Origin of the sequence: Bradyrhizobium sp. AUGA SZCCT0160, from assembly GCF_018130105.1 — a bacterium.
Taxonomy (GTDB): Bacteria; Pseudomonadota; Alphaproteobacteria; order Rhizobiales; family Xanthobacteraceae; genus Bradyrhizobium.
This window is the reverse complement of sequence record NZ_JAFCMD010000008.1, coordinates 14,805-41,342: the sequence shown is the minus strand read 5'-3', so window position 1 is coordinate 41,342 and position 26,538 is coordinate 14,805. Positions and strand designations below refer to the sequence as shown.

Sequence of the window (26,538 nt, the reverse complement as noted above, 5' to 3'; positions counted from 1 at the left end):
CGGCATCCGCCAAGGATTTTAGTCCGATTTCGCGTTCGTGACCGGCGGAGCGGCGGCCTGCGTGGTGCGCCGCATCATTGCGTAAGCTGCAGCGCTGTGCTGTTCGATCCGCGCATTGGAATTAGCTTCCATCGCAACGTTCTTTTGAATACGCTTCGAAAATTGCAAGCCGCAACGTCGGCAAAGCTCACGACCCGGTACAAGGGCGGAGCACAGGGAGGGACAACATGAAACGCAGAACAGTATTAACCGGGCTCGGTGCGACAGCGGCCGTCTTTGGAATGCCGTCCATCTTAAAAGCGCAGGCGCCGGTCACGCTGAACGGCGCCGTGCAGTTCAACGACGACCACGCGTTTACCAAGGCGCTGGTTCGGTTCGAAGAGCTGGTGAAGAAGTATTACGGCAAGCCCGTCAATTTCACGCTGCACAAGAACTCGTCCCTCGGTCTCGAGAAGCAGTATTTCGAGTACATGTCGCAGGGCAAGGCGGTCGATTACGGCATCGTCTCTCCGGCCCACATGTCGACCTTCGCCAAGGCGGCGCCGTTCATCGATGCTCCCTTTGTGTTCAAGGGTATCGACCACATGAACAAGGTCGTCGAGGCGAACATCCTGGCGCCGGTCGCCGACGAAGTCGCTGCGAAGGCCGAGGTGGTGCTGATCGGGTACGCCGGGGGCGGCATCCGCAACATCTTCGCTAACAAGCCGCTCAAGAACCTGGCCGACATCAAGGGCCTCAAGGTGCGTGTACAGGGCGCGCCGATCTGGTCGAAGACGTTTGCCGCCGCCGGCATGTCTCCGACGGTCATCGCCTATAATGAGGTCTACAACGCCATCCAGAATGGCGTGATCTCGGCCGGCGAGAACGAAGCCGCCGGCGTCGAGGCGATGAAGTTCTACGAAGTGGCCCCGCACCTCAATCTGACCCAGCATGCGGTGTCGATCCGGCCGATCTGCTTCTCGGTCAAAACGCTCAAGACCCTGCCCAAGGATCTGCAGGACGCCATCATGAAGGCGGGCAAGGAGGCCGGGGACTTCGGCCGCAAGCTCGAGTCGAGTGAGGAAGTCATCAAGCTCGACGCGCTGGAAAAGGCGGGCAAGCTCAAGCGCGTGCCGTTCGAGGAGCGCGACGCCATGAAGAAGCTCGCCGATCCCGTGATGGCTACCTACGCCAAGGAAATCGGCGCAGAGGCCATCTTCGAGAAAATCAACGTCGCCTAGGGCTGCGCGTCGCAGACCGGAGTTTCGGGGCAAGCTTCACCGCTTGCCCCGTTCGATGAGTGTTACCGCGCGGGGGCGCCAATGACCGAACTGCCGATCGATTTCAACCCGTCGCTGTGGCGGCGACTGACGCGCGCCTACGGCAAATTGCTGGAAATCCTGCTGGCCGCCTGCGTCGGAATCCTGGTGATTCCCGTCACGCTGCAGATCATCTCGCGCTATACGCCGTTCATCCCATCCTACATCTGGACCGAGGAGATGGCGCGGTTCCTGTTCGTCTGGACCATCATGATCGGGGCGATGGTCGGCGTCAGGGAGGCTCAGCATTTCGAAGTCGATGTCTGGCCCGATTTGTCGCGGCGGTCGGAGGCCGCTGTGCGGATCACGGGACGGCTCGGGATATTGGCGCTGGCGCTGGTGTTTGTGTGGGCGGGCCTTGAGTTCACGCGGTTTGCCTGGAACAGGACGTCGGAGCTGGCCGATCTGCCGCTCTGGCTGATTCACGTCGCATGGCCGGTGGCAGGCTTCACGTGGATCGCGTTCGCGGGCGAACAGATCGTCGATGAGGCGCGGATCTTGTTCGGGGTGGCACGATGAGCGGCAGCGTTCTTTCCGCCGGGCAGGCCGCTATGGTCCTGTTCGGCGTTTTCATCGGCCTGCTCATCCTGCGCGTACCGGTCGCGTTCGCGCTCGGGCTTGCCTGCCTGCCGATCCTGCTGATCGAGCCGCGGCTGTCGATGATGATGCTCGCGCAGGAAACCTTCAACGCCTACAACTCCTTCATCCTGCTGGCGGTGCCGTTCTTCCTGCTGACCGCGAACCTGATGAGCATCGGCGGCATCACCGACCGCCTGGTGTCGCTGTCGCGTTCGATGGTCGGGCACTGGCCAGGCTCGCTGGCGCAGATCAACGTCGTGCTGTCGGTGTTCTTCGCCGGCATCTCCGGCTCCTCGACCGCGGATGCGGCGAGTCAGTCGAAGATCTTCATCGATGCCCAGACCAAGGAAGGCTACGACCTCTCGTTTTCGATCGCCATCACCGCGGTGTCGGCGGTGCTTGCGGTCATCATCCCGCCGTCGATCCTGATGATCGTGTGGGGCGGGTTGATCTCGACGTCGATCGCGGCGATGTACCTGGCCGGCATCGTCCCCGGATTGTTGATCGCGGGCGCGCAGATGGTCACCGTGCATGTCTATGCGGTGCGCCGCGGCTATCCGACCTATCCAAAGTCGAGCTGGGTCGAGATGCGTTGCGCGCTCTGGCGATCTATACCGGCGCTGATCACCCCGTTCATCATCGTCGGAGGCATTCTGCTCGGCTGGTTCACGGCAACCGAGTCCGCCTGCGTCGCGGTGCTGTATTCGGTGGCGCTGTCGGCTTTCTTCTACCGCGAAACCGGCGCCAAAGAACTTTACAAGGCCTTGCTCGACACCGGGCGCCTCGCCGGCGTCGCGCTGTTCTGTATCGGCACGGCGAGCGCATTCGGCTGGCTGCTCGCCTACTACAAGATTCCGCAGGAACTGCTGGCCAACGTCTCGACATGGGGCATGGGGCCGATCGCGGCGGGCTTCTTCATCTCCTTCTGTTTTCTGGTGGTCGGCTGCTTCCTCGATGCCATTCCGGCGATCGTGATCGTCGGCACCGTGCTGGAGCCCCTGGCGCGGGCGGTCGATCTCCATCCGGTGCAGTTCGCGATCATCTCGATCGTCTCGCTGGCGTTCGGGCTGGTGACGCCGCCTTACGGGTTATGTCTGATGATCGCGTGTTCGATTGCCGGGGTGCGGCTGCGTTATGCGCTCAAGGACACCGTGATCATGCTGATCCCGATGCTGCTGGTGCTGGCGGCGCTGATCATCTGGCCCAGCGTATCGCTGTTCCTGCCGCGCCTGATCGTGCCGGAGATGTTGAAATAGCAGGCCATCTATCCCGCGGCGATCATGCCGCGGGATGAGGCTCCGGCTTCAGAGATTGCTGTCGGTGATCGCCGCATACACCAGGGTGCGCAGCTCGCGCCGCAGCGGATAGGCGCTCGACGGCAGCACCTGGGTCATGAAGATCGTGATCAATTCTTCGGCGGGATCGATGAAGAACGAGGTCGTCGCCGCGCCGCCCCAATTATACTCGCCGGGGCTGCCGGGAATCAGCGTCTGCTCGGGATGCATGGTGACGGCAAAGCCGAGGCCGAAGCCGATGCCGTTATAGGTGGCTTCGCTGAACAGTGAGCGCGACATGCCAGGCAGGTCCAACCCGCCGGGCAGATGGTTCGACGTCATCAGCTTCAGCGTCTTTGGCCCGATGAGCCTGACGCCGCCAAGCTCACCGCCATTGAGGAGCGCCCGGCAGAAGGTGAGATAGTCGGCCGCGGTCGAGCACAATCCGCCGCCGCCGGAGACGAGCGAGGGCGGGGTAAGGAACGAACTCGTAGCCGGGTCATCCTGCAGCTTCAATGTGGCCTCGCCGGCCGTCATGCCGATCTGTACGCCGGCGGAATAGCAGGCCGCAAAACGATGCGCCTTGTCTGCCGGCACGAAGAAGTCGGTGTCGTTCATGCCGAGCGGATTGAAGATGCGTTCCTTCAGGAACTGCTCGAACGGCATGCCGCTGATCTTGCCGATCAGGTAGCCGACCACGTCGGTGGCAACCGAATAGTTCCAAGCTTCGCCCGGCGAAAATTCCAATGGGATCTTGGCAAGATCCTCGATCATGCTTTGCAGCGTGCCGGCCTTGATGACCTCGCCGATCTTGTTCTCGCGATAGGCGGCGTCGACATTGGAGCGCTGCTGGAAGCCATACGTAAGACCCGAGGTGTGCCGCAACAGGTCCACGATCAGCATCGGCCGCGACGGTGGCCGGGTCAGGAAGGCCGGGAAGCTGCCGGCCTGGAACACGCCGAGGTTCTTCCATTCCGGAATGTATTTGTGGACGGGCTCGTCGAGCGCGACGCGGCCCTCCTCGAGCAGCATCATGAAAGCCACGCTCGTGATCGGCTTGGTCATCGAATAGATGCGGAAGATGGTGTCGTCCTTGACCGGGACCTTGCGCTCGAGGTCGGCAAAGCCCTGCGCGGTCGAATGCACGACCTTGCCGCGGCGGTAGATCAGGACCTGTGTTCCCGGGAAGCGGCCGGCGTCGATGTAGCGCTGCTTGAGATGGTTCTCGAGACGATCCAGCGCCGGCTTCGACATTCCGGCAGACTCGGGCGAGGCGGGGGTAGGGGCTAGCATCAGGGCTGATCTCCGGCTGGCGAGGGAGCCTTGATAGCCGAAAAGTGTGCCCCGTTCCAACCGCCTGCGCTTACCCCGTGCGGTATGGTGGTGTAGGCTTGACCGAGCCACCATGCACCCCGCAGGACAGCCAAAATGCCCCAATTCAACGAAACCGAACTGACCGCCGCTGTGATCCGCAGCTTCGATGACACGCCGGATCCGCGGGCGAAATTCCTGCTGCAGGAATTGGTGAAATCGTTGCACGATTATGTCAGCCGGACCGATCTCACCTTCGAGGAATGGGAATACGCGATCGATTTCCTGACCCGGACCGGCCAGAAGTGCACCCCGATCCGCCAGGAATTCATCCTGCTCTCCGACGTGCTCGGGGTCTCGATGCTGGTCGACGCCGTCAACCACCGCGAACGCGAAGGCGCCACCGAGACCACCGTGCTCGGGCCGTTCTATGTCGGCGAACACAAGGTGACGCCGCACGGCACCGACGTCTCGGCCAATTTGCCGGGCGAGCGGATGTTCGTGCAGAGCCGCGTCACGGATCTTGCGGGCAAGCCGCTGGCGAATGTTCCCGTCGATATCTGGCACGCCGATGACGAAGGCTATTACGATTCACAGAAGGCGTCTTATGCCACCGAGGGACCCTCGTCGCGGGCGCGCTTCGTCACCGATGACGATGGCCGGTTCTTCTTCCGCACCATTTTGCCGTGCAGCTATCCGATCCCGACCGACGGTCCGGTCGGCGAAATGATCATCCAGACGCGGCGGCACGCGATGCGGCCGGCGCATGTGCACTTCCTGGTCGATGCGCCTGGCTATCAGCCGCTGATCACGCATGTGTTCATGGAGGGCGACAAATATCTCGATTCCGACGTGGTGTTCGGCGTCAAGGACGAGCTGGTCGCGAAGATTGAAAAACGCACTGACGCAACGATGCCGGACGGCAAGCCCGCGGCCGCGCCGTGGCACCTGATGACCTACGAATTCAGGATGAAACCGGGCGATGGTGCCGCCCCAAAACCGATGATGGCCAAGACATCTGACAAGGCCACCGACAACGCCAAAGAGCACGCCTGAGGCAGGCTGGTGCGACTCTGCCCAATCCTTGTGCGGCGCACAATGATTGGGCGAATCGCAAATTTGAAAAGCGATGACTGGTTCCTGACCGCTGCCGATTTTTGCGGCATTGGTTCTGCATCGCACTGATATTTAAAAGTTTTTTGTAGTGAAGAAGGCTTGGCACGAAGCTTGAATAGCTAGTGCTGACGCCATTGATGCCGTCCCTTGAGACCACTCATCCGAATTGTGACGCCGCACTCCGGGGGCATCCCTGGAACGCGCCCTCGTGCGACCACGCGCGGTGGTCAATTCGGACGGCCCCATTTCCAACGAAGGATAGAGAGACCCATGACCAAGCCCACCCATCCGACCTCACGCGGCCTCAGCCGCCGCCGGCTCTTGAAAGCGACCGCTGGTACGGCGGCGTTGCTGGCCGCGGCCAAGCTAAATTTCCCGGCCGGCGCCTTCGCGCAAGGGGCGGGTCCGGAAGTGAAGGGGGCCAAGCTCGGCTTCATCGCGCTCAGCGATGCCGGCGCGCTGTTCGTGGCCAAGGACAAGGGCCTGTTCGCCAAGCACGGCGTCCCCGATGTCGACGTGCAGAAGCAGGCCTCATGGGGCACCACGCGCGACAACCTCGTGCTGGGGTCGGAAGGCAACGGCATCGATGGCGCGCATATCCTCACCCCGATGCCGTATCTGATCTCGGCCGGCAAGGTGACGCAGAACAACCAGCCGACGCCGATGTACATCCTGGCGCGGCTCAATCTCGACGCGCAGTGCATCTCGGTCTCCAATGAATACGCCGATCTCAAGGTCGGCCTGGACGCCAAACCGTTCAAGGAAGCGCTGGAAAAGAAGAAAGCTGCCGGCAAGCCGATCAAGGCGGCGATGACGTTCCCGGGCGGCACGCACGATCTGTGGATCCGTTACTGGCTCGCCGCCGGCGGCATCGACCCCGACAAGGACATCGAAACCATTACGGTGCCGCCGCCGCAGATGGTCGCCAACATGAAGGTCGGCACCATGGACTGCTTCTGCGTCGGCGAACCCTGGCCCGGCCAGCTCGTGCATCAGAAGATCGGCTACACCGCGGTCAACACCGGCGAGCTCTGGAACAAGCATCCCGAGAAATCCTTCGCGATGCGCTCGGCCTGGGTCGACAAGAATCCGAAGGCTGCGCAGGCCATCACCATGGCGATCCAGGAGGCGCAGCAATGGGCCGACAAGATGGAGAACAAGGAAGAACTCGCCACCATCATGGGCAAGCGGCAGTGGATCAACTGCCCGGTTGAGGACATTCTCGATCGCGCCAAGGGCAAGTTCGACTACGGCACCGGCAAGGTGGTCGAGAACTCGCCGCACATCATGAAGTACTGGCGCGACCACGCCTCCTATCCGTTCCAGAGCCACGATCTCTGGTTCATGACCGAGGACATTCGCTGGGGCAAGTTCGAGCCGGGCTACGACTCCAAGGCACTGATCGCCAAGGTCAATCGCGAGGACATCTGGCGCGATGCCGCCAAGGCGCTTGGCGTCGCGGCTGCGGATATTCCGGCCTCGAAGTCACGCGGCAAGGAGACCTTCTTCGACGGCAAGGTGTTCGATCCGGAAGATCCGGGCGCGTACCTGAAGTCGCTGTCCATCAAGCGTGCTGATGTCTGATCCGGCAGGACCGCCCGCAAGCGGGCGGTCCGCCTCGTGAACACGGAGACGCATTTCCCATGAACATGCCTGCGATCAAGACCGAACCCGCCACCGCGATTGTTACGCACGCGGCGGCCCCGGTTGCCACCCCGGTCGTGGCGATGACGCCGAAGCGTCCGCCGCGTGCCGAAAAATACAGCAAGATGGTCAAGGATACCGCGGTGCGCGTCGTGCCGCCGCTGATCGTGATCGCGCTCCTGATGCTGTTCTGGGAGCTGGTCTGCCAACGCGCCGGCTCCACCTTGCCGCCGCCCTCGCGCGTGTTCAAGGACACCAAGGAACTGATCTTCGATCCGTTCTTCGATCGCGGCGGCATCGACAAGGGCCTGTTCTGGCACTTGTCCGCAAGTCTGCAGCGCGTCGCGCTCGGCTATTCGATCGCTGCGATCGTCGGCGTCGCGCTCGGCACGCTGGTCGGCCAGTCGGTCTGGGCGATGCGCGGGCTCGATCCCTTGTTCCAGGTATTGCGCACCATCCCGCCGCTGGCGTGGCTGCCGCTGTCGCTGGCCGCGTTCCGCGACGGCCAGCCCTCGGCGATCTTCGTGATCTTCATCACCTCGGTGTGGCCGATCATCATCAACACCGCGGTCGGCATCCGCAACATCCCGCAGGATTACCGCAACGTCGCGGCCGTGGTGCAGCTCAATCCGCTGGAGTTCTTCGGCAAGATCATGATCCCGGCCGCTGCCCCCTACATCTTCACGGGCTTGCGCATCGGCATCGGCCTGTCCTGGCTCGCGATCGTCGCGGCCGAGATGCTGATCGGCGGCGTCGGCATCGGCTTCTTCATCTGGGACGCCTGGAACTCCTCGCACATCAGCGAAATCATCCTGGCGCTGTTCTATGTCGGCATCATCGGCTTCGTGCTCGATCGCTTGATCGCAGGACTGGGCAAGATCGTCACCCGCGGCACTTCCGCAGGCTGAAGGGAGCATATCATGCAGGCCTATCTGAAGCTCGACCACATCGACAAGACCTTCACCCGCGGCAATGCCTCGACCGAGGTGCTGAAGGAAATCAACCTGACGATCGACAAGGGCGAATACGTTTCGATCATCGGCCATTCCGGATGTGGAAAATCCACGCTGCTCAACATCGTGGCCGGCCTTACCGACTGCACCAATGGCTGCGTGCTGCTGGAAAACCGCGAAGTCAATTCGCCGGGACCGGATCGCGCAGTGGTGTTCCAGAACCACAGCCTGCTGCCCTGGCTGACCGTCTATGAAAACGTACGGCTCGGCGTCGACAAGGTGTTCGCTTCGAGCAAGACCCGCAGCGAACGCGATGCCTGGGTGATGCACAATCTCAACCTCGTCCAGATGGCCCATGCCAAGGACAAGCGCCCGTCGGAAATCTCCGGCGGCATGAAGCAGCGCGTCGGTATCGCCCGGGCGCTGGCGATGGAGCCGAAGGTGCTGCTGCTCGACGAGCCCTTTGGCGCGCTCGACGCGCTGACCCGCGCGCATCTGCAGGACTCGGTGATGGCGCTGCACCAGAAACTCGGCAACACCATCCTGATGATCACCCATGACGTCGACGAGGCCGTGCTGCTGTCGGACCGCATCGTGATGATGACCAACGGGCCGAGCGCGCGGATCGGCGAAGTACTGGAAGTGCCGCTGGCGCGTCCGCGCAAACGGCTCGAGCTCGCAACCAACCCCGGGTACCTCAAGTGCCGGCAGCGCGTGCTCGAATTCCTGTACGAGCGGCATCGCTTCGTCGAGGCGGCGTAGTTCTTGTTATCTCCGCGCCCGCGCGGGCGCTGAAGCGGCCGAGTGAGGGTACGTCATGAGCGAACCGCTGGTGATTGTCGGCAACGGAATGGCTGCCGCCCGTCTGGTCGATGAACTGGCCAAGGTGGCGCTCGGCCGCTACGCCATCGCCGTGATCGGGGACGAACCGCGGCTTGCGTATAATCGCGTGCTGCTGTCGTCGGTTCTTGCCGGCGAGACCGCCTCGCATGATATCGAGCTCAGGCCCGCTTCATGGTGGCGCGACCGCGGCGTCACCCTGAAATACGGCTGCCGGGCCACCGAGGTCGATGTCGGGCGGCGCGAAGTCAAAATCGAAAATGAAGAGAGTGTCCCGTTCTCGAAACTGGTCCTGACCACGGGTTCGTCGCCGCTGCGGCTCAACGTATCAGGCGCCGATCTTGCCGGCGTGCACACGTTTCGCGACAGCCGCGACGTCGATCTCCTGCTGACGCTGGCCGCGCAGAAGAAGCGCGTCGTGGTCGTCGGTGGCGGGCTGCTCGGGCTGGAAGCGGCCTACGGGCTCGCCAAGGCCGGCGCGCCGGTGACGCTGGTTCATTTGATGGACCGGCTGATGGAGCGCCAGCTCGATGCGCCCGCCGCGGAACTGTTGAAATCGCTGGTCGAGCGCAAGGGCATCGAGATCCTGCTCAATGCCAACACCGCGCGCATCCATGGCACGACACGCGTCGAGGGCCTCGAACTGACCGATGGCCGCCGCATCGATGCCGATGCGGTGATCTTCGCAGCGGGCATCCGGCCGAATATCGCTCTGGCAAAGGAAGCCGGCATTGCCGTCAACCGCGGCGTCGTCGTCGACGACGTCATGCAAACCGTCGCGCCCGGCATCTTTGCGATCGGCGAATGCGCCGAACACCGCGGCATCTGCTACGGCCTGGTCGAGCCGGCCTACGAGCAGGCGCGCGTGCTGGCGCGGCACCTCGCAGGCCGCGACACCTCCTATAGCGGCAGCATCGTGGCGACCAATCTGAAGGTCTCCGGCGTCAGCGTGTTCTCAGCGGGTGATTTCGTGGGCACTGAGGGCTCCGAAACCATCGTGCTCAGCGATCTCAACTACGGCACCTACAAGAAACTCGTGGTCGCGGACGGACGGCTGACCGGCGCAGTACTGATCGGCGATGTCAGCGACGCGCTCTGGTATCTCGAACTGATCCGTACCCGCCAGCCCACCGCGCCCATTCGCGCCGACATGATGTTCGGCCGTTCGCTCGCGATCCGTTCAGAGGCGGCATGAGCCGGTTGCTCGCATGACCGCCGTCGATCCCCATTTGCGCGTCACCAAGACCACCTGCGCCTATTGCGGCGTCGGTTGCGGCGTGCTGGCGACGCCCGACGGGCGGGGCGGGGCGGCGATCTCGGGCGATCCCGAGCACCCGGCGAATTTCGGCCGGCTGTGCTCGAAGGGCTCGGCGCTCGGCGAGACGCTGGGTCTGGAAAATCGCCTGCTGCATCCGATGATCCGCTGCGACAATGGGACCATGGAGCGCGTGGCCTGGAGCGACGCGCTCGACCATGTCGCGCATCGTTTTCAGCACATCATCGCGCGCGACGGACCCGGCGCCGTCGCGTTCTATCTCTCCGGGCAGCTGCTGACCGAAGACTATTACGTCGCCAACAAGCTGATGAAGGGATTCGTCGGCAGCGCCAATGTCGACACCAATTCACGGCTGTGCATGGCGTCGTCAGTCGCCGGCCACCGCCGCGCGTTCGGGGCGGACACCGTGCCCGGCTGCTACGAAGATCTCGACGAGGCCGCTTTGCTGGTGCTGGTCGGCTCCAACGCGGCCTGGTGTCATCCGGTGCTGTACCAGCGCATGCTGGTCAACAAGCAGAGCCGCGGCGCCCGCATCGTGGTGATCGATCCGCGCCGGACCGATACGGTCGGCGATGACGATCTGTTTCTGGGGTTGAAGCCCGGCACCGACACCGCATTGTTCAGCGGTTTGCTGGTGCACCTCGCCGACAACGGCGCGCTCGACCGCGACTACATCGAACGCCATACCACTGGCTTCGACGACGCGATGATGCGGGCGCGCAGCATGGCCGGCAGCCTCAGTGCGACAGCGCTCGCAACCGGCCTGTCCGAGCCTGATGTCGCGGCGTTCTTCCAGATGTTCGCCAATACGCCGCGCGTGGTCACGATGTATTCGCAAGGCGTCAACCAATCGGCGCAGGGCACCGACAAGGTCAATGCGATCCTCAACTGCCACCTTGCGACGGGTCGGATCGGTAAATTGGGCGCGTCGCCGTTCTCGCTGACCGGACAGCCCAATGCGATGGGCGGCCGCGAGGTCGGCGGGCTCGCCAACCAGCTGGCGGCCCATATGGGTTTTTCGCCGCCGGATATCGACCGCGTGCGCCGGTTCTGGAAGGCGCCGCGGATCGCCACCCATGAAGGGCTGAAAGCGGTCCAGATGTTCGAGGCCATCGCGCGCGGCGAGATCAAGGCGCTGTGGGTGATCGGCACCAATCCGGCGGTGTCGCTGCCCAATGCCGACGCCGTCAGCGCGGCGCTGAAGAAGCTCGAATTGTTCGTCGTCTCCGAAAACGTTGTTACCAACGACACCGTCGATGCCGGGGCGCAGGTGCTGTTTCCGGCGCAGGCCTGGGGCGAGAAATCCGGCACCGTGACCAACTCGGAACGCCGCATTTCCCGTCAGCGAGCGTTTCTTTCTTCGCCGGGCGAGGCGCGGCCGGATTGGTGGATCATCGGCGAGATCGCAAAGCGGCTCGGCTTTGGCGCGGCATTCAATTTTGCATCGGCCGCCGATATTTTTCGCGAGCACGCCGCACTCTCGGCGTTCGAAAACGAGGGCAACCGCGATTTCGACATCGGCGGCTTGCAGGCGCTGTCGGACGAAGCGTTCGATACGATGGCGCCGGTGCAATGGCCGATCCGGCTCGATGCGCAGCCGCAGGCGCGCTTCTTTGCCGAAGGCGGATTCTTCACTGGCGAACAGAAGGCCCGTTTTATCGCACCCGAGACTCCCGCGCTGCGGACCGAGACTACGGCCGCGCGCCCGCTGCGGCTGAACACCGGCCGCGTCCGCGACCAATGGCACACCATGACCCGCACCGGGATGAGCCCGCGGCTCGGCCAGCATCTGCCGGAGCCGTTCGTCGAAGTGCATCCGGACGACGCGGCAAGGCACGGCGTCGCCGACGGCGATTTCGCGCGGGTCACGACCGATTACGGACAATGCACGCTGCGGGTTGTCGTCAGCGAGCGCCAGCAGCGCGGCATGCTGTTCGCGCCGATCCACTGGAGCGCGGTCACCGCGACCGGCGCACGCGTGGGATCGCTGGTCGCGCCGCTCACCGATCCGTTCTCCGGCCAGCCCGAGAACAAGGCGACGCCGGCCTCGATCACCCCTTACGAATATGTGTTCCGCGGCTTTGCATTGTCGCGCACGCCGCTCGAGCTACCCGCGCATGCCTGGTGGGCGCGCGTCGCCGTCAATGGCGGCTATGGCTATCTGCTCGCGGATAACGCCGATCTCAGGGGCTGGCAGTCCTGGCTCGGATCGATCGCCGGCGATGACCTCGCCGAATACAAGGACTTTGGCGGCGGCGTCTATCGCGCGGCGTCTTTTGCCGCCGACCGTATCGAGACCTGCCTGTTCATCGGGCCCGCGCGGGACGCCGGCGACTGGAATGTGGTCAAGGGCCTGTTTGCCGCCGACGCGCTCAGCAACGATCAGCGCCGCATGCTGTTGTCGGGCAAATCGACGGACGGTCTTGCCAATGCCGGCCCGATCATCTGCGCCTGTTTTGGTGTTGGCCGCACCACGATCTGCGACAGCATCGCCGCAGGCGCGCGCTCCGCGGCCGACATCGGCGCCAAACTGAAGGCGGGCACCAATTGCGGCTCATGCATTCCGGAGTTGAAGCGACTGATCGCGCAAACCGCGCCGAACGCCGTGCCGCAGTTGGCCGTGGCTGCGAATTAAAGCAGGTCCATCAACGTCATTGCGAGCGTAGCGAAGCAATCCATTCTTGCTTCCTTTTTGCCGCCCGATGGATTGCTTCGCTTCGCTCGCAATGACGGAGGAGGCGACGCGAATGACTCGAGCACACCCGTATCATCCTACTCCGACGCCAGCCGCGAGAATCGAAAATCGCAGTGGCTCGCGCCGCCGGCCAGCGTTTGTGTCCTTTCCAAATGGATGCCCCGCGTTGCATAGGCGTCGAAATCAAGCCCGCAAATGTTCGGCAGGATTTCTTGATCTCCATGGCGAGCCGCGAATTTGCAGAAGCCGCAAGCCTTGTAGTTGATGCCGAATTCAAACTTGTCACCCGTATCAGACTCGACGAAATCGTAGACGAAATCTTCCGGAAATTCTTGGCGGTGGCTTTTTGCAGCCTGCTCGCGCAGCAGAGCCTGATTCTCTGACGACATGAACTGACGACCCGAGGCGAGGCGTTCCGCTTCGGGCACGGTGAGCAATTGCGCCTTGTAGGTTTCTCGCTCGATTTCGCCGATCGCGGACAGCGGAACGTCGTGTCGCCGGAGCACCCGGCTGATGGCCATAAAGCCGATGAGGCGCATGAAGAAATCGCTCATACGGCTTGCCGAGCCTCCGACATAGGGCATTTGGGTAAGCACGATTTCGAATTCGTCCATCACCTCCTGCCGGATCCCATCAATATCGGATAGATGCGCGCGCTCGCACAACATCGCTTCGGCAAAGTCCAGGCGATGGCGCATGGCGGTCTCCATCGCACCGCGATGCTGTTCGTAAAAGGGGTGAATCTCAGCCATAGGCAGTCTCCTGTTCGACGAACTCCAGCGCCAGGCCATGCGATGCGGCGGGCGAAGTCAGCAACACATTGCCGATGACCTCGAACGCGACGCCGTTATTCTTCAGGACTCGCCCGGTCGCATCGAGATCGGTGACCGCCAGCCGCGCCGCGCAAAAGCGCGGCGAACCATCGGCGGCGCAATTCGGCAGCCGGCGTGCCAGCTCGGACGGGCCGAGCACGGTGATCCGGTCGCCGCTCTCGCCCACCGTCAATCGCCCGGGCGCAAGCTCGGCGGCCCCCTCCGTGAGGCGCTCGAGGAACGCGCGGTGCTGCGCCGGCTCCGGCGCCGACATCACGACCTCGACCACGCGCAGGGCGCCGTTGGGGTGATGCTGGTATTCGGCCTTCCAGAACAGTTCGGGCGGATGGCGTTGCTGGCAGGTGAAGAAGGCGATCCCGGGCATCGCGGGATCAGTGGCAAACGCCAGTGAAAATCCAACGCGGGCCGTGCCACCGCCCGGCAGCACCGCGTCACGGCCAAAATCGAACGGCGCATAGGCGCCGATATGGGCCGCGTTGAAGCGCACCGCTTCGGCATGGGAGTCGGTGCTGTGCAAGGCCAGCATCGACATCCCTTCACCGGTGCGAAGAAAATCCTGATTGTGGGCGGCGAAGCTGAAGTGGCCGGGCGCGGCTGGCGGCACTGCCCCAGCATCGGTGACGGCAAGCAGCTCCAGAAAATTATTCCCGAACATCGCCAGACGGTTGCTGGTTCCAAAGGGATGGACACCGGTCGGCGTGAGAGAAAAGCCGAGCGTTTGCCAGTCCGGCGCGGCCTTTGCCAGATTGTGGACGCAAATAACGAGATGATCTAGTCGGCGAGGCATGGGATCTCCGGATGCTGCGAAGCGACCGTAACCGGGGACATCAAGTCAGCGCAAAGCATAGTTCCTTCGCTCAAGCACTAGAAAATCTATTGCAAGGCCAGGGCCCATCAGTGACAAACTGCAGCGCGATGACCTACACCCTTCCACCACTCAATGCGCTTCGCGCATTTGAAGCCGCCGCGCGACATCTCAGCTTCAAACTGGCCGCGCACGAGCTGCATGTGACACCCGCCGCCGTGGGGCAGCAGGTGAAAGCGCTGGAGGCGCGCCTCGGCGTACGCCTGTTCGAGCGGCTGCATAAGCAGCTCATCCTGACCGCGGCCGGCCAGGCCTATCTGCCCGAGATATCCGACGGCTTTCGTCGCATTGCGGACGCGACCTCGCAATTGAAACCGGCGGGCGCGGTGCTGCTGCAGTTGGGGGTCCATGGCAGCTTCGACCTGCGCCGGCTGGAGCTGGCGGCGTTTCGCGGCGCGCATGCGGAAATCGGTTTGCGGGTGCTGCAGCCCGCCGGCCTGCACGAGCTGGTCGAGGGCAAAGTCGACCTGCTGATCGCCCGCGGTCTTGGCCACCATCCGGGCTATCGCTGCGACCGCGTCAATGAGGGATTCGGTTTGGGCGATTGGCTGATTGCGCCCGAAGGCACCGCTGACTGTCCTGAGGTCGTCAGCTTCCGCGATTGGCTGCGCGCGCTGCCGGTCGAGAACCCGCTCGAAGTCCATCGCCGTCCTCGTCTGGTCGGCAACATCAGAAGTTGAGGCGATCGTGAAGCAGAAAAAATTCGGCGTCAAAGGCCCGGAAGTGTCCGTCATCGGGCAGGGCACCTGGTACATCGATCGCGGCGACCGCAAAAGCGCGGTCGCAGCACTATGCCGCGGCATCGAGCTCGGCATGACCCATGTCGACACCGCCGAAATGTATGGCGATGCCGAACCCGTGATCGCGGAGGCGATGGCCGCCGGCAAGCGCGAGGATCTCTATCTCGTCTCCAAGGTGCTGCCGAGTAACGCGTCGCGTCGCGGCACCATCGCCGCCTGCGAGCGGTCGCTGAAGCGGCTGAAGACCGATCACCTCGACTGCTACCTGCTGCACTGGCGCGGATCCCATGAGCTTGAAGACACCGTGGCGGCGTTCGATCAGTTGATATCGGCCGGAAAAATCCGCTCATGGGGTGTCAGCAATTTCGACACCGACGATCTCAACGAACTGCTGGCGGTCGCCGGCGAGGGCAGGATCGCCTGCAACCAGGTGCTCTATCATTTGCAGGAGCGCGCGATCGAGCATGCTGTCATCCCGTGGTGCGAACGGCACGGTGTTGCCGTCGTCGCCTATTCACCGTTCGGTCACAATGATTTTCCCTCGCCGCACAGCAGGGAAGGGCAGGTGTTGCAGGCGATTGCCGACGCGCGCCACGTCACCGCGCGGCAGATCGCGCTCGCGTTTCTGACGCGCCTTGCAGCGGTGTTTGCCATTCCGAAAGCCGCGAGCGCGGAGCATGCCGCGGACAATGCGGCGGCGGGAAAGTTGACGCTGAGCGCCAGCGAGATCGAAGCCCTCGACAAGGCCTTTCCGCGTGGCCCGAAGCCGCGCGGTCTGCCGATGCTCTGATAGCTGCGGCCAACTCCGTCATCCTGAGGTGCTCGCGCAGCGGTGCACGTGCACCGCTGCGCGAGCCTCGAAGGATGAATCGGCCACCGACGGGCCGTCGCCCTTCGAGGCGCAAGAGCGCGCACCTCAGGACGACGGATTGCGACGCTTTGGCAGATGACGGTTCTTAACAAAGTGTTGCAATCGCGCCCTCAGCGCATATCCGCATCCCGTTATCGGACCTTGTTGTTCCGCCTCAGATAGCGTTTTTTAGAGCCTCGCCCGATTCGATCATTATTGCTTTCGAGATTGCCGTGACACCGCCCCCCGCCGCAGCCGCCAGGCTGGACAGCGCGCCATTGCCGTTGTCCGAGAAGAAGTACTTCACTCCCAAAGCGCCCGCTCGTGCCGATCGTCCGTTCAAGGGCATCGCGCTGATCCTGGCGTCGACGGTCTTCCTCGGCGTCTCTGACGTGACGGCCAAATATCTGTCCGCGACGCTGCCCTCGATCGAGATCGCCTGGATCCGCTTCGTGGTGTTCGCCATGATCATGATGCCGGCGATGCTGCCGGGCTCGCCGCTGTTTGCGTTGCAGACCAGGCGGCCCGGCTTGCAATTGATGCGCGGCCTCACCGTGCTGGCCTCGTCGCTGTTCTTCATCTCCGGCCTGCGGTTTCTCCCGATCGCGGAAGCCTCCGCCACCGGCTTCGTCGCGCCGCTGCTCGTTACCGCGCTGTCGATCGTGTTCCTGAGCGAGAAGGTCGGCCTGCGCCGCTGGATCGCGACTGGCGTCGGCCTGATCGGCGTCATCATCATCCTGCGGCCGGGCACCGGTGCGTTTCACCCCGCGGCGTTCTTTCCGCTGGTCTCGGCGCTGGCCTGGGCCTGCACGCTGATCATGACGCGGATGATGAGCGGCACCGAGCGCGCCATCACCGTGATGACCTATTCGTCGATCGCGGGCGTCTGCATCCTCAGCGCATTGGTGCCGTTCGTCTGGGTGACGCCGACCTGGCACGACATCGCCTTCGGCATCTTCATCGGCGTCGCCTCGACCGCGGGACAGTGGATCGTGGTGCTGGCGTTCCGTTACGCCGATGCCTCGGTGCTGGCGCCGTTCTCATATACGCAATTGCTCTGGGTCAGCATCCTCGGCTTCCTGATCTTCGGCGAAGTGCCTGACGTCTACACCGTGACCGGTGCCTGCTTCATCGTCGCCAGTGGCCTCTACACAGCCCATCGCGAACGGGTGCGCCGCTCGCAGCTGCTGACGGTCGCGGCCGAGTCGTCGCCGAACGCCTGAACGGGTCCCGGCCGACGACCTTGCGCTGGATGAGAAGGACCGCGCCCTAAGCGTTGCCCGGGTACCACAGTCTGTCCGGAAAACGCCCATTTTCCGAAGCCAGAACAAGGGATTCCCGGCAAACCGTAATTGTACGGTGGAACCCATGCTAGGTTGTGCCCGGACAGCGCCGCAGAGCGCTGGGGGGTACTGGGGTTTGGGCGTGGTTTTTAGGTCGGCATCGGGCGTGGAAAAACGGCTGCGGCAGCGCGTGGCCGGGCTGCTGTTTGGCATTGGCCTGGCGTTCGCGGCGGTGCCGGCGGCACAAGCGCAGTCCGTCTGGGGCGGCACCGGCAGCACGACCGTTACGAGCGACTACAGCCTCGGCACCAACTGGTCCAATCCGCCGGCCGGTGCGCCGCCGATCCTTCCGACACAGGCGGCCGTTTTCGGTTCGACGGGATCAGCGACGATAACCATCGGTGCCGGTCCGATGTTGCCGGACTCCTGGACCTTCAACGCCAATTCGCTTTCGTTCACGATCAGCGGGAACCCGGTTGCCTTCAGCCTGTCAGGGCCAACCGGCGGCCTTATCAACAGCGCCAACACCGGCCAAACCATTACCATCTCCGCCAACGTCACTGATGGTATCGGTGGCCCCATCATGGTGCAGCAAACCGGCAACAGCACATTGGTGCTTGCGGGCACCAATGGCTATTCCGGCGGGACGGTGATTTCAGCCGGAACGGTGCAAGTAACGAACGCGGATTCGGTCGGCAGCGGCACGATCACGCTGAGCGGCGGTACCTTCCAGATGCAGTCGCCGACGGTCGTGAGCGTTGCTTTCACCAACAACATCGCCGTCAGCGCCGCCGGCGGCACGGTCGACGCGAACGGCGCCGAGGTCAATCTTCAGGGCGTGATCGCTGATGGCGTCGGCGCCGGCGTTTTGCGTTTGATCGATTCGACCGGCTCCGCGACAGCCAACGTTCAGCTATCGGGCACCAATACCTACACCGGCGGGACGCTGGTGGTTGGGACCACGGTGCTGGTCACCAATTCCTCTTCGGTCGGCACCGGAACGGTGACGCTCGACAATGCCGCATTCAAAGCCGACGGCGCCGGCGACATCACCTTCACCAATAATTTCAGGATCAATAACTCCGGCGCAGGCGCTATGATCGACGCCAACGGCATCATACTGACCATTGCCGGCAACATCTCCGACGGCGTCGGCGCGGGCAAGCTGACGGTGGACAGTGCGGGCGGTGGCACCGTCGTCCTGCTCGGCAACAACACCTATACCGGCGGCACGGAAATCTGCAATTGCGTGGCATTGCAGCTCGGCGATGCGACGCATACGGCGTCGCTCGTTGGCGATATCACCAACTTCGGGCGTCTCGATGTCGTCAACGCCAACACGTCCGGCATCACTTCGCTGACCAATGACGGCGGCGCGGCGAATTTTCTCAATGCGACCTCCGTCGGTAGCATGACCATCAACAACGTCAATGGCGGCCAGCTCACCTTTGGCGTTTTCGGCGGTACCGATACGGCCACCGCGGGTAGTGCTACCATCATCAACGATGGCGGCAGCGCGGTCGGCTTCTTCGCCAACACCAACGCCGGCACCGCGAAGATCACCAATCAGAACGCTGCCCAGCTGGTTTTCGTCGACCGGGCCTCGGCCGGGTTCGCGACCATCACCAACGACAATTTCGGCACGACGGCGTTCGGCCAGGCCTTCGGAACGGATACTGCGAGCGCCGGCAGCGCCACGATCACCAACAATAATTTGGGGTTGACCGAGTTCAACGCATCGTCGACCGCGGCCAACGCCACCATCATCACCAACAACGGCGGCGCGACCGGTTTCTTCGACAACAGCACCGCCGGCAACGCCAAAATCATCACCAATGACGGCGGCACCACCAGCTTCTTCGACAACGCCAACGGCGGCACCGCGCAGTTCATCACCAACGGCACCGGCTCTGTCGAATTCGGCGGCAGCGCTGGTCCGAACGGTGATGGGCGCATCACGGTGGGCTCGCTTGCCGGTTCCGGCAATTACTATATTGGCGGCGGCAATACCCTGGTCGTTGGTGGCAACAACCTCTCCACCGAGGTGACCGGCGTGATTGCCGATGATTGCGGCTGCTTCCCGGGTCCCGGCTCGCTGGAGAAGGTCGGTACCGGCAACCTGATCCTGTCCGGCGTCAACGCCTACACCGGCAGCACGACGGTGAACGGCGGCATACTCACCGTCAACGGTTCGATCGTCGCGTCGAGCGGCGTGACCGTCAACGCCGGCGGCACGCTCGCCGGCAACGGCATCGTCGGCAACACCACGATCAACGGCGGCGCGTTGGCGTCCGGTAACTCGATTGGCCTGCTCACCGTGCAGGGCAGTCTTCTGTTCACGGCGGCGGCCAGTTACATGGTGGAAGTCTCGCCCACCACGGCCGACCGCACCAATGCGACGGGCGTTGCGACGCTCGGCGGCGCCACGGTCAATGTGAGCTTCGAACCCGGCAACTACGTCGCCAAGCAGTACACCATCCTCAACGCTGCCGGCGGCATCAGTGGCGCGTTCAACCCGGTGGTCGGCAACGTTGCTCCGAATTTCAAGACCAGCCTGAGCTACGACGCCAACAATGTTTATCTCAACCTCGCGCTCAGTTTCACCAATGGTCTCACGCCGAACCAGCAGAACGTCGCCAACGCGTTGACGAATGCCTTCAATTCCGGCGGCGGCGTTCCGGTCGCGGTCGGCTCCCTGACGCCCGCAGGCCTGACGCAGATCTCGGGCGAGCTCGCGACCGGCTCGCAGCAGTCGACCTTCGATGCGATGAACATCTTCCTCGGTCTGTTGACCGATCCCTTCATCGCCGGCCGCAACGGCGGCGCCAGCGTCGGCGGCGGCGCGACGCCGTATTCCGAGGAGAGCGGTTCGTATGCCTATGCCGCGAAGAACAAGGGTACGGCGCGCGACGCCTTCGCCAAATTCCCGACCAAGGCCGATGTCGCACGCAACGATTTGTTCGATCAGCGCTGGAGCGTGTGGGGCTCGGCCTTTGGCGGCGGCAGCAACAGCGAGGGCAACGCCAACCTGGGATCGAACAACGCCTCGGTGCGCGCGTTCGGTCTCGCCGCCGGCGCGGACTACCGGATCTCGCCATCGACGCTGGTCGGCTTCGCGCTGTCCGGCGGCGGCACCAATTTCAACGTCAATGGCTCGGGCTACGGGCGGTCGGACCTGTTCCAGGCCGGCGCCTTCGTGCGCCATAATGTCGGTGCAGCCTATGTCACCGCCGCGGCGGTCTATGGCTGGCAGGACGTCACGACGGATCGCACCGTTACCGTGGCCGGCGTCGACCGCCTGCGCGCCGAGTTCAACGCCAATGCCTGGTCAGGACGCGTCGAAGGGGGTTACCGCTACGTCACGCCTTGGATGGGCATCACGCCCTATGCCGCCGGCCAGTTCACCACCTATCAATTGCCGGCCTATGCCGAGCAAGTGCTGTCGGGCTCGAATGCCTTTGCGCTGAACTATGCGGCAAAGGATGTCACCACTGGGCGCAGCGAACTTGGCGTCCGGCTCGACCGCTCCTTTGCGATGCAGAACGCGGTCCTCACGCTGCGCGGCCGCGCCGCCTGGGCGCATAATTTCAACACCGATCGCAGCGTCACGGCGCTGTTCCAGTCGGTGCCCGGCGCCACCTTCCTCGTCAGCGGTGCGGCGCAGGCGCCGAACACCGCGCTGACCACGGCCTCCGCCGAAATGAAATGGCTGAACGGCTGGTCCGCCGCCGCCACCTTCGAGGGTGAGTTCTCCGACATCACCCGCTCCTATGCCGGCAAGGGCGTCATCCGCTACAGCTGGTGACGCCGTCTTCCGGGGTGAACCTCCGCCTGTTTTCGTTCTTTCCTTCCGCAGCCAGCTGTGGGAGAGGAAAAGATAACGAATAACAGGAGAGAACGCCGATGCGGGCTGCAATCTTCCGGAACGGTGAGATCGTCGTCGACCAGATGCCGGAGCCCAAGCCGGGCCCGGGCATGGTGCTGGTCAAATCACTGGCCTGCGGCATTTGCGGCTCCGACCTGCACGCGCGCAAGCACGCCCACCGCATGGTCGAACTTGCAAAACATTTTCCCGGCCGCAAGCCGATGGACCTTTCGCGTGACGTCGTGTTCGGCCACGAATTCTGCTGCGAAATTCTCGACTACGGCCCGGGCACCACGCGAAAGCTCAAGGCCGGCACCAGGGTATGTTCGCTGCCGGCGCTGCTGACCGCGGAAGGCCCGCAGGGCATCGGCTATTCCAACGACAATGTCGGCGCCTATGCCGAGCGCATGCTGCTCAGCGAAGCGCTGCTGCTCGAAGTCCCGAACGGCTTGGCGGCCGAGCATGCGGCGCTGACCGAGCCGCTGGCGGTCGGCGTTCACGCGGTTGCGAAAGCCAATATCAAAGGCGGCGAAGTGCCGCTGGTGATCGGCTGCGGCCCGGTCGGGCTTGCCGTGATCGCCGCCCTCAAGATCAGGGGATTGCACCCGATCGTGGCGGCGGATTATTCGCCGGCGCGCCGGGCGCTCGCTGAAAAGCTCGGCGCCGATATCGTCGTCGACCCTGCGCGCACGCAACCTTATACGACATGGGCCGAGCACGCCGCGATGTCGCCGGAGGAAAAGGCCGCGCGGCCGCCGCTGCAGGCCCAGTTGCCGGCGCTGAAGCCCGCGCTGATCTTCGAATGCGTCGGCATCCCCGGCGTGATCCAGCAGGTGTTCGAGGGCGCGCCGCGCGATGCGCGCATCGTCGTGGTCGGCGTCTGCATGGAGACCGACCGCTCCGAGCCGATGCTCGGCATCCTCAAGGAGCTCAACATCCAATATGTGCTCGGCTACACGCCGGATGAATTCGCCTATTCCCTGCGCCTGATCGCGGAAGGCGAGGTCGATGCGGCCTCGCTGGTGACCGCAAGCGTCGGCATCGACGGCGTCGCGCAGGCGTTCGCGGATCTGGCCAATCCGGAGCGGCACACCAAGATCATCGTGGAGCCGTGGCGGTAGTTTCCGTCGTCCCGGCCTTGAGCTCAGATGTGCAATTGCACATCGGGGGACCCATACGCCGCAGCGGAAATTGTTGAGCAGACTGGGCGACGACTTTTTCAACAACAGATGACCGGGATTATGGGTCCCGGCGTTCGCCGGGACGACGAATAGATAGAGGGAGCCAGGAAATGATCACACTGACCGCAAGAGACGTCCTGCCGGAAGACGGCGCTGATGGCACGCTGGTGGGGCGGGTCTGGATGCCTGATCTCGCAGGCCCGGCCGTGGTCGCCGTCCGCAACGACGGCGTCTTCGACGTCAGTGCACGGTTCTCCACCGTCAGTGCGCTGTGCGACGAGGCCAACCCCGCGGAGGCGCTGCGCGGCACTGCGGGGACGCGGATCGGCGACCTCGAAAGCATCGTCGCCAACACGCCGCCCGATCGGCGTGACCGGGCAAAGCCCTGGCTGCTGGCGCCGCTCGACCTGCAGGTCCTGAAAGCCGCGGGCGTCACGTTCGCGATCTCGATGCTGGAGCGCGTGATCGAGGAGCGGGCGCGCGGAAATCCGGCCTCGGCGGACGCAATCCGCAAGGAAGTGGTTCGGCTGGTTGGCGACGACCTTTCAAAACTCAAGCCCGGCTCACGCGAAGCGATGAAGCTGAAGGCGGTGCTGATCGAGCAGAACGCCTGGAGCCAGTACCTGGAAGTCGGCATCGGTCCCGACGCCGAAGTGTTCACCAAGGCGCCGACGATGTCTTCCGTCGGCACCGGCATGGACGCCGGCCTGCATCCGAAATCGACCTGGAACAATCCGGAGCCGGAAGTCGTGCTTGTGGTGTCGAGCCGCGGCACGATCGTCGGCGCGATGCTCGGCAACGACGTCAATCTGCGCGACTTCGAGGGGCGCTCGGCGCTGCTGTTGTCGAAAGCCAAGGACAACAACGCCTCCTGCGCGGTTGGCCCGCTGCTGCGGCTGTTCGACAACGGTTTTTCGCTCGATGACGTCAGAAAAATGGATGTCGGGCTGACCGTGAAGGGACAGGACGGTTTTGTCCTCGACGGCCATTCCTCGATCAGCAAGATCAGCCGCGACCCCACCGACCTCGTCGCGCAAACCATCGGGCCCGTGCATCAATACCCTGATGGTTTTGCGCTGTTCCTCGGCACGATGTTCGCACCCGTAAAAGACCGCGATGCGCCGGGCGAGGGCTTTACCCACAAGCGTGACGACATCGTCACGATCTCCGCGCCCCAGCTAGGCAAGCTTGTCAACCGCATGCGCACCAGCGACGAATGCGAGCCCTGGACGTTCGGCATCGGCGAATTGATGCGAAACCTGGCGAAGCGGAAGGTGCTGTAGCGTTGCTTCGTAGGGTGGGTTAGCGACTTGTCCGCCGTAGCTCGAAGAGCGAAGGCGGAAGCGAAACCCACCTCTTTTGTTGCCACGTTCACGGTGGGTTACGGCTTCGCCTAACCCACCCTACGATCTGACGCTTCTGGTTACGGCATCACGAGCGTAATCACGCCGTCCTCGATCACTCCGTCTTTGATGCCGTCGCGCGCCATCGATTCGATGACGGGCCATTTCTCGCGGAACAGAACCGACGCTTCCTGCATGCTTGGCGCGTCGACCTTGACGCAACAGGCCCGACGCTCACCGTCATTCGCTATCTGAAAGAAGAAATTGTAGCCACCCGGTTCCCCATCGCCATTCATCCGATTTCGTTCATGTCGCATTCAGTTGTCCCCTGATTTGCGTCGATCGCGGACCAGTTGCGTTTTCAATTTGGATTTTCGTGCGGCGCGATTGTGTCGCCGGAAATTTTCGCCGCACCTGTTGCAAACATAAGACAATTGGAACCAGCGCAGCTCCGCGAACTGCTCATCTCATCGGCAGATGCCCAGCGGACTAGCGCCACATCCCGCGCATGCGTGCACCGACATCAATGCGCGGACCATTGCTCGCGGGCCGATCGCCTCCCGCCACCGCGAGCGGCCAAATCGTCTTGTCGAACAGGGCGAGCAGGCGATCGGGAATGAAACGGGTTCTCGACGCATAGACGTGGCGGTCGCCCTTCGCGTGCTGCCCGTGCGTGAAGAAACGCTGCGGGACGACAAGATGCAGATCGTCCTTGGCCCGGGTCATGGCGACGTAAAGCAGCCGTCGTTCTTCTTCGATCTCAGCCGTCGTTCCGGTACCGAGGTCGGAGGGCATGCAGCCGTCGACCACATTGAGCACGTACACCGATTTCCACTCCTGGCCCTTGGCGGAGTGGATCGTCGACAGGATCAAATAGTCCTCGTCGAGCAGGGGAACGCCGGCCTGGTCGCTGGTGGCGTCTGGCGGATCGAGCGTCAGTTCGGTGAGGAAGCGTTCACGGGACGCATATCCGCTCGCGATTTGTTCAAGCTGGACGAGGTCGGCGCGGCGGGTTTCGGCATCCTCGTGAATGCGGTCGAGGTGCGGCTCGTACCACGAACGGGCGCGTTCGAGATCGGCCGGCCAGTTTGAATGACGCAGGTCCGCAATGGCGGAAGTGAATGTTTTCCAGTCCTCGCCGGCGCGCGGCGGGATCGGCGCCTGCGCAAGGGATGCAATCGGATCGGGATCGCCAGCCATGTGATCAAGCACGCGCTGCGCCGAGGCGGGGCCGACGCCCGGGATCAGGTGCATCAGGCGGAAGCCGGCCACACGGTCGCGCGGGTTCTCGACAAAGCGCAGCAACGCCAGCATGTCCTTGACGTGGGCGGCGTCGAGGAATTTCAAACCGCCAAATTTGACGAACGGGATGTTGCGCCGGGTCAACTCGACTTCCAGCGGACCGCTATGGCTGGATGTCCGGAACAGGACGGCTTGCTCCTTCAGCCGCGCGCCGGACTCCCGGTTCTCCAGGACGCGTTCCACGATGCAGCGCGCCTGGTCGGCTTCGTCGCGCACCGTGACGAGTTGAGGTCTCGTGCCCGAACTCCGGTCGGTCCATAGATTCTTGGTGAAGCGCTCGCGTGCCAGATCGATGACGCCGTTGGCTGCGGCCAGAATGGCCTGTGTCGACCGATAGTTGCGGTCAAGCGTGATGATGCTGGCCGGTGGCGAGAATTGCGTGGGGAAGTCGAGGATGTTGCGCACGGTCGCAGCGCGGAATGAATAGATCGCCTGCGCATCGTCGCCGACGACCGTGAGGCCGTGGCCGCCGGGCTTGAGTGCCAACAGAATGGACGACTGCAGACGGTTGGTGTCCTGATATTCGTCGACCAGGACATGGTCGAAGCGGCCGCCGATATCGTCGGCGATTTCAGGCTCGTTCATGGTCTGCGCCCAGTAGAGCAGGAGATCGTCATAATCCAGCACGTTCTGGCGCTGCTTGGCCTCGACATAGCCGGCGAACAGCTCTTTCAGTTCGGCGGCCCACCCTGCGCACCAGGGGAACGATGCCCCCAAAACCTGCTCGATCGACGCTTCGGCGTTGACGCATCGCGAGTAGATCGCAAGACACGTACCCTTGGTCGGGAAACGGTTTTCGGTCTTGGAGAAGCCGAGATCATGCCGGACCAGATTCATGAGGTCGGCGGAGTCTTCGCGGTCGTGGATCGTGAAGGCGGAGTTGAGGCCGATCTGATCGGAGTATTCACGAAGCAGACGCGCGCCGATGCCGTGGAAGGTGCCTGCCCAGGCCAGGGCATCGGTCATGATGCCGGCGTTGTCACCCATCACCTTCCGCGCGATCCGTTCAACGCGCCTGGTCATTTCGGACGCGGCGCGGCGTGAAAACGTCATCAGAAGAATGCGGCGGGGGTCGGCGCCGCCGACGATCAGATGGGCCACGCGATGCGCAAGCGTGTTGGTCTTGCCGGATCCGGCTCCGGCAATCACCAGCAAGGGCGCGAAGGGGCCCGGTCCGATCGCGCCATGCTCGACCGCACGGCGCTGTTCCGGATTGAGATTGTCGAGATAGGCAGCGGCAATTGACACGAATGGTTCGTCCCCAGGAGCGAATCAACGGTCACTGATTCT

The 26,538-nt window shown here is 63.4% G+C and carries 20 protein-coding genes; 15 read left to right on the top strand and 5 right to left on the bottom strand.

Annotated features, from left to right (window positions below; genetic code table 11):
• Positions 1-227 precede the first annotated feature (227 nt).
• The 3 genes from JQ558_RS15180 (at position 228) to JQ558_RS15170 (ending at position 3,133) form a co-directional block, all read left to right on the top strand.
• Positions 228-1,220 carry a TRAP transporter substrate-binding protein gene (locus JQ558_RS15180; RefSeq protein WP_212208454.1) on the top strand — a complete coding sequence of 331 codons (993 nt, stop codon included), beginning with the start codon at positions 228-230 and terminating at the stop codon, positions 1,218-1,220.
• 81 nt (positions 1,221-1,301) lie between these two features.
• Positions 1,302-1,817, top strand: coding sequence for a TRAP transporter small permease (locus JQ558_RS15175; RefSeq protein ID WP_212208453.1), 516 nt, complete (start codon positions 1,302-1,304; stop codon positions 1,815-1,817).
• Positions 1,814-3,133 carry a TRAP transporter large permease gene (locus tag JQ558_RS15170; RefSeq protein WP_212208452.1) on the top strand — a complete coding sequence of 440 codons (1,320 nt, stop codon included), beginning with the start codon at positions 1,814-1,816 and terminating at the stop codon, positions 3,131-3,133. Before JQ558_RS15175 ends, JQ558_RS15170 begins: the two co-directional genes overlap by 4 nt.
• Positions 3,134-3,181: 48 nt before the next feature.
• On the opposite strand, the gene JQ558_RS15165 is transcribed toward JQ558_RS15170, so the two are convergent.
• Positions 3,182-4,444 (bottom strand): serine hydrolase, encoded by a 1,263-nt coding sequence (locus JQ558_RS15165; RefSeq protein ID WP_212208451.1) that lies wholly within the window; start codon positions 4,442-4,444, stop codon positions 3,182-3,184.
• A 135-nt stretch (positions 4,445-4,579) separates the two neighbouring features.
• Here JQ558_RS15165 and JQ558_RS15160 point away from each other — a divergent pair, with 135 nt between their 5' ends.
• The 6 genes from JQ558_RS15160 (at position 4,580) to JQ558_RS15135 (ending at position 12,926) form a co-directional block, all read left to right on the top strand.
• Positions 4,580-5,518 (top strand): dioxygenase, encoded by a 939-nt coding sequence (locus JQ558_RS15160; RefSeq protein ID WP_212294087.1) that lies wholly within the window; start codon positions 4,580-4,582, stop codon positions 5,516-5,518.
• A 330-nt stretch (positions 5,519-5,848) separates the two neighbouring features.
• Positions 5,849-7,162 (top strand): CmpA/NrtA family ABC transporter substrate-binding protein, encoded by a 1,314-nt coding sequence (locus tag JQ558_RS15155; protein ID WP_212294086.1) that lies wholly within the window; start codon positions 5,849-5,851, stop codon positions 7,160-7,162.
• Positions 7,163-7,221: 59 nt separating this feature from the next.
• Positions 7,222-8,130: a nitrate ABC transporter permease gene (gene ntrB / locus JQ558_RS15150; RefSeq protein WP_212294085.1), complete on the top strand. Its 909-nt coding sequence runs from the start codon at positions 7,222-7,224 to the stop codon at positions 8,128-8,130.
• 12 nt (positions 8,131-8,142) lie between these two features.
• Positions 8,143-8,937, top strand: a complete 795-nt coding sequence (locus JQ558_RS15145) for an ABC transporter ATP-binding protein (protein WP_212208447.1) — start codon at positions 8,143-8,145, stop codon at positions 8,935-8,937.
• Between the two features lie 55 nt (positions 8,938-8,992).
• On the top strand, positions 8,993-10,210 hold the full coding sequence (locus JQ558_RS15140; RefSeq protein WP_212208446.1) for an NAD(P)/FAD-dependent oxidoreductase: 1,218 nt from the start codon (positions 8,993-8,995) through the stop codon (positions 10,208-10,210).
• 13 nt (positions 10,211-10,223) lie between these two features.
• A complete protein-coding gene (locus JQ558_RS15135) occupies positions 10,224-12,926 on the top strand; it encodes a nitrate reductase (RefSeq protein ID WP_212294084.1) in 2,703 nt (900 codons plus the stop codon).
• A gap of 137 nt (positions 12,927-13,063) precedes the next feature.
• On the opposite strand, the gene JQ558_RS15130 is transcribed toward JQ558_RS15135, so the two are convergent.
• Entirely contained in the window at positions 13,064-13,738 is a 675-nt protein-coding gene (locus tag JQ558_RS15130; RefSeq protein ID WP_212294083.1) for an L-2-amino-thiazoline-4-carboxylic acid hydrolase, read from the bottom strand.
• The gene (locus tag JQ558_RS15125) at positions 13,731-14,606 is read right to left on the bottom strand and encodes a VOC family protein (protein WP_212208443.1); all 876 of its coding nucleotides are present in this window, start codon (positions 14,604-14,606) and stop codon (positions 13,731-13,733) included. Before JQ558_RS15125 ends, JQ558_RS15130 begins: the two co-directional genes overlap by 8 nt.
• 128 nt (positions 14,607-14,734) lie before the next feature.
• Here JQ558_RS15125 and JQ558_RS15120 point away from each other — a divergent pair, with 128 nt between their 5' ends.
• From JQ558_RS15120 to JQ558_RS15095, 6 genes are all read left to right on the top strand, one after another.
• A complete protein-coding gene (locus tag JQ558_RS15120; RefSeq protein WP_212294082.1) occupies positions 14,735-15,364 on the top strand; it encodes a LysR family transcriptional regulator in 630 nt (209 codons plus the stop codon).
• 7 nt (positions 15,365-15,371) lie between these two features.
• A complete protein-coding gene (locus JQ558_RS15115; protein WP_212294081.1) occupies positions 15,372-16,214 on the top strand; it encodes an aldo/keto reductase in 843 nt (280 codons plus the stop codon).
• A 338-nt stretch (positions 16,215-16,552) separates the two neighbouring features.
• Positions 16,553-17,497 (top strand): DMT family transporter, encoded by a 945-nt coding sequence (locus tag JQ558_RS15110; RefSeq protein ID WP_249142491.1) that lies wholly within the window; start codon positions 16,553-16,555, stop codon positions 17,495-17,497.
• 226 nt (positions 17,498-17,723) lie between these two features.
• A complete protein-coding gene (locus JQ558_RS15105) occupies positions 17,724-21,362 on the top strand; it encodes an autotransporter domain-containing protein (protein WP_312014992.1) in 3,639 nt (1,212 codons plus the stop codon).
• A 98-nt stretch (positions 21,363-21,460) separates the two neighbouring features.
• A complete protein-coding gene (locus JQ558_RS15100; protein WP_212294078.1) occupies positions 21,461-22,543 on the top strand; it encodes a zinc-binding dehydrogenase in 1,083 nt (360 codons plus the stop codon).
• Between the two features lie 170 nt (positions 22,544-22,713).
• Positions 22,714-23,886, top strand: coding sequence for a fumarylacetoacetate hydrolase family protein (locus JQ558_RS15095; protein WP_212294077.1), 1,173 nt, complete (start codon positions 22,714-22,716; stop codon positions 23,884-23,886).
• A 140-nt stretch (positions 23,887-24,026) separates the two neighbouring features.
• Here the strand turns inward: JQ558_RS15095 and JQ558_RS15090 are convergent, their stop codons facing one another.
• Positions 24,027-24,242: a hypothetical protein gene (locus JQ558_RS15090; protein WP_212208437.1), complete on the bottom strand. Its 216-nt coding sequence runs from the start codon at positions 24,240-24,242 to the stop codon at positions 24,027-24,029.
• Positions 24,243-24,435: 193 nt separating this feature from the next.
• The gene (locus JQ558_RS15085) at positions 24,436-26,496 is read right to left on the bottom strand and encodes an ATP-dependent helicase (RefSeq protein WP_212294076.1); all 2,061 of its coding nucleotides are present in this window, start codon (positions 26,494-26,496) and stop codon (positions 24,436-24,438) included.
• Between the last annotated feature and the right edge of the window lie 42 nt (positions 26,497-26,538).

Excerpts from the sequence above, each read along its gene's own strand:
- JQ558_RS15125 (WP_212208443.1), bottom strand. The coding sequence starts at position 14,606 with ATGCCTCGCCGACTAGATCATCTCGTTATTTGCGTCCACAATCTGGCA.
- JQ558_RS15135 (WP_212294084.1), top strand. The coding sequence starts at position 10,224 with ATGACCGCCGTCGATCCCCATTTGCGCGTCACCAAGACCACCTGCGCC.
- JQ558_RS15170 (WP_212208452.1), top strand. The coding sequence starts at position 1,814 with ATGAGCGGCAGCGTTCTTTCCGCCGGGCAGGCCGCTATGGTCCTGTTC.
- JQ558_RS15120 (WP_212294082.1), top strand. The coding sequence starts at position 14,735 with ATGACCTACACCCTTCCACCACTCAATGCGCTTCGCGCATTTGAAGCC.
- JQ558_RS15095 (WP_212294077.1), top strand. The coding sequence starts at position 22,714 with ATGATCACACTGACCGCAAGAGACGTCCTGCCGGAAGACGGCGCTGAT.
- JQ558_RS15175 (WP_212208453.1), top strand. The coding sequence starts at position 1,302 with ATGACCGAACTGCCGATCGATTTCAACCCGTCGCTGTGGCGGCGACTG.
- JQ558_RS15090 (WP_212208437.1), bottom strand. The coding sequence starts at position 24,242 with ATGAATGGCGATGGGGAACCGGGTGGCTACAATTTCTTCTTTCAGATA.
- JQ558_RS15145 (WP_212208447.1), top strand. The coding sequence starts at position 8,143 with ATGCAGGCCTATCTGAAGCTCGACCACATCGACAAGACCTTCACCCGC.
- JQ558_RS15130 (WP_212294083.1), bottom strand. The coding sequence starts at position 13,738 with ATGGCTGAGATTCACCCCTTTTACGAACAGCATCGCGGTGCGATGGAG.
- JQ558_RS15155 (WP_212294086.1), top strand. The coding sequence starts at position 5,849 with ATGACCAAGCCCACCCATCCGACCTCACGCGGCCTCAGCCGCCGCCGG.
- JQ558_RS15140 (WP_212208446.1), top strand. The coding sequence starts at position 8,993 with ATGAGCGAACCGCTGGTGATTGTCGGCAACGGAATGGCTGCCGCCCGT.
- JQ558_RS15160 (WP_212294087.1), top strand. The coding sequence starts at position 4,580 with ATGCCCCAATTCAACGAAACCGAACTGACCGCCGCTGTGATCCGCAGC.
- JQ558_RS15180 (WP_212208454.1), top strand. The coding sequence starts at position 228 with ATGAAACGCAGAACAGTATTAACCGGGCTCGGTGCGACAGCGGCCGTC.
- JQ558_RS15165 (WP_212208451.1), bottom strand. The coding sequence starts at position 4,444 with ATGCTAGCCCCTACCCCCGCCTCGCCCGAGTCTGCCGGAATGTCGAAG.
- JQ558_RS15100 (WP_212294078.1), top strand. The coding sequence starts at position 21,461 with ATGCGGGCTGCAATCTTCCGGAACGGTGAGATCGTCGTCGACCAGATG.
- ntrB (WP_212294085.1), top strand. The coding sequence starts at position 7,222 with ATGAACATGCCTGCGATCAAGACCGAACCCGCCACCGCGATTGTTACG.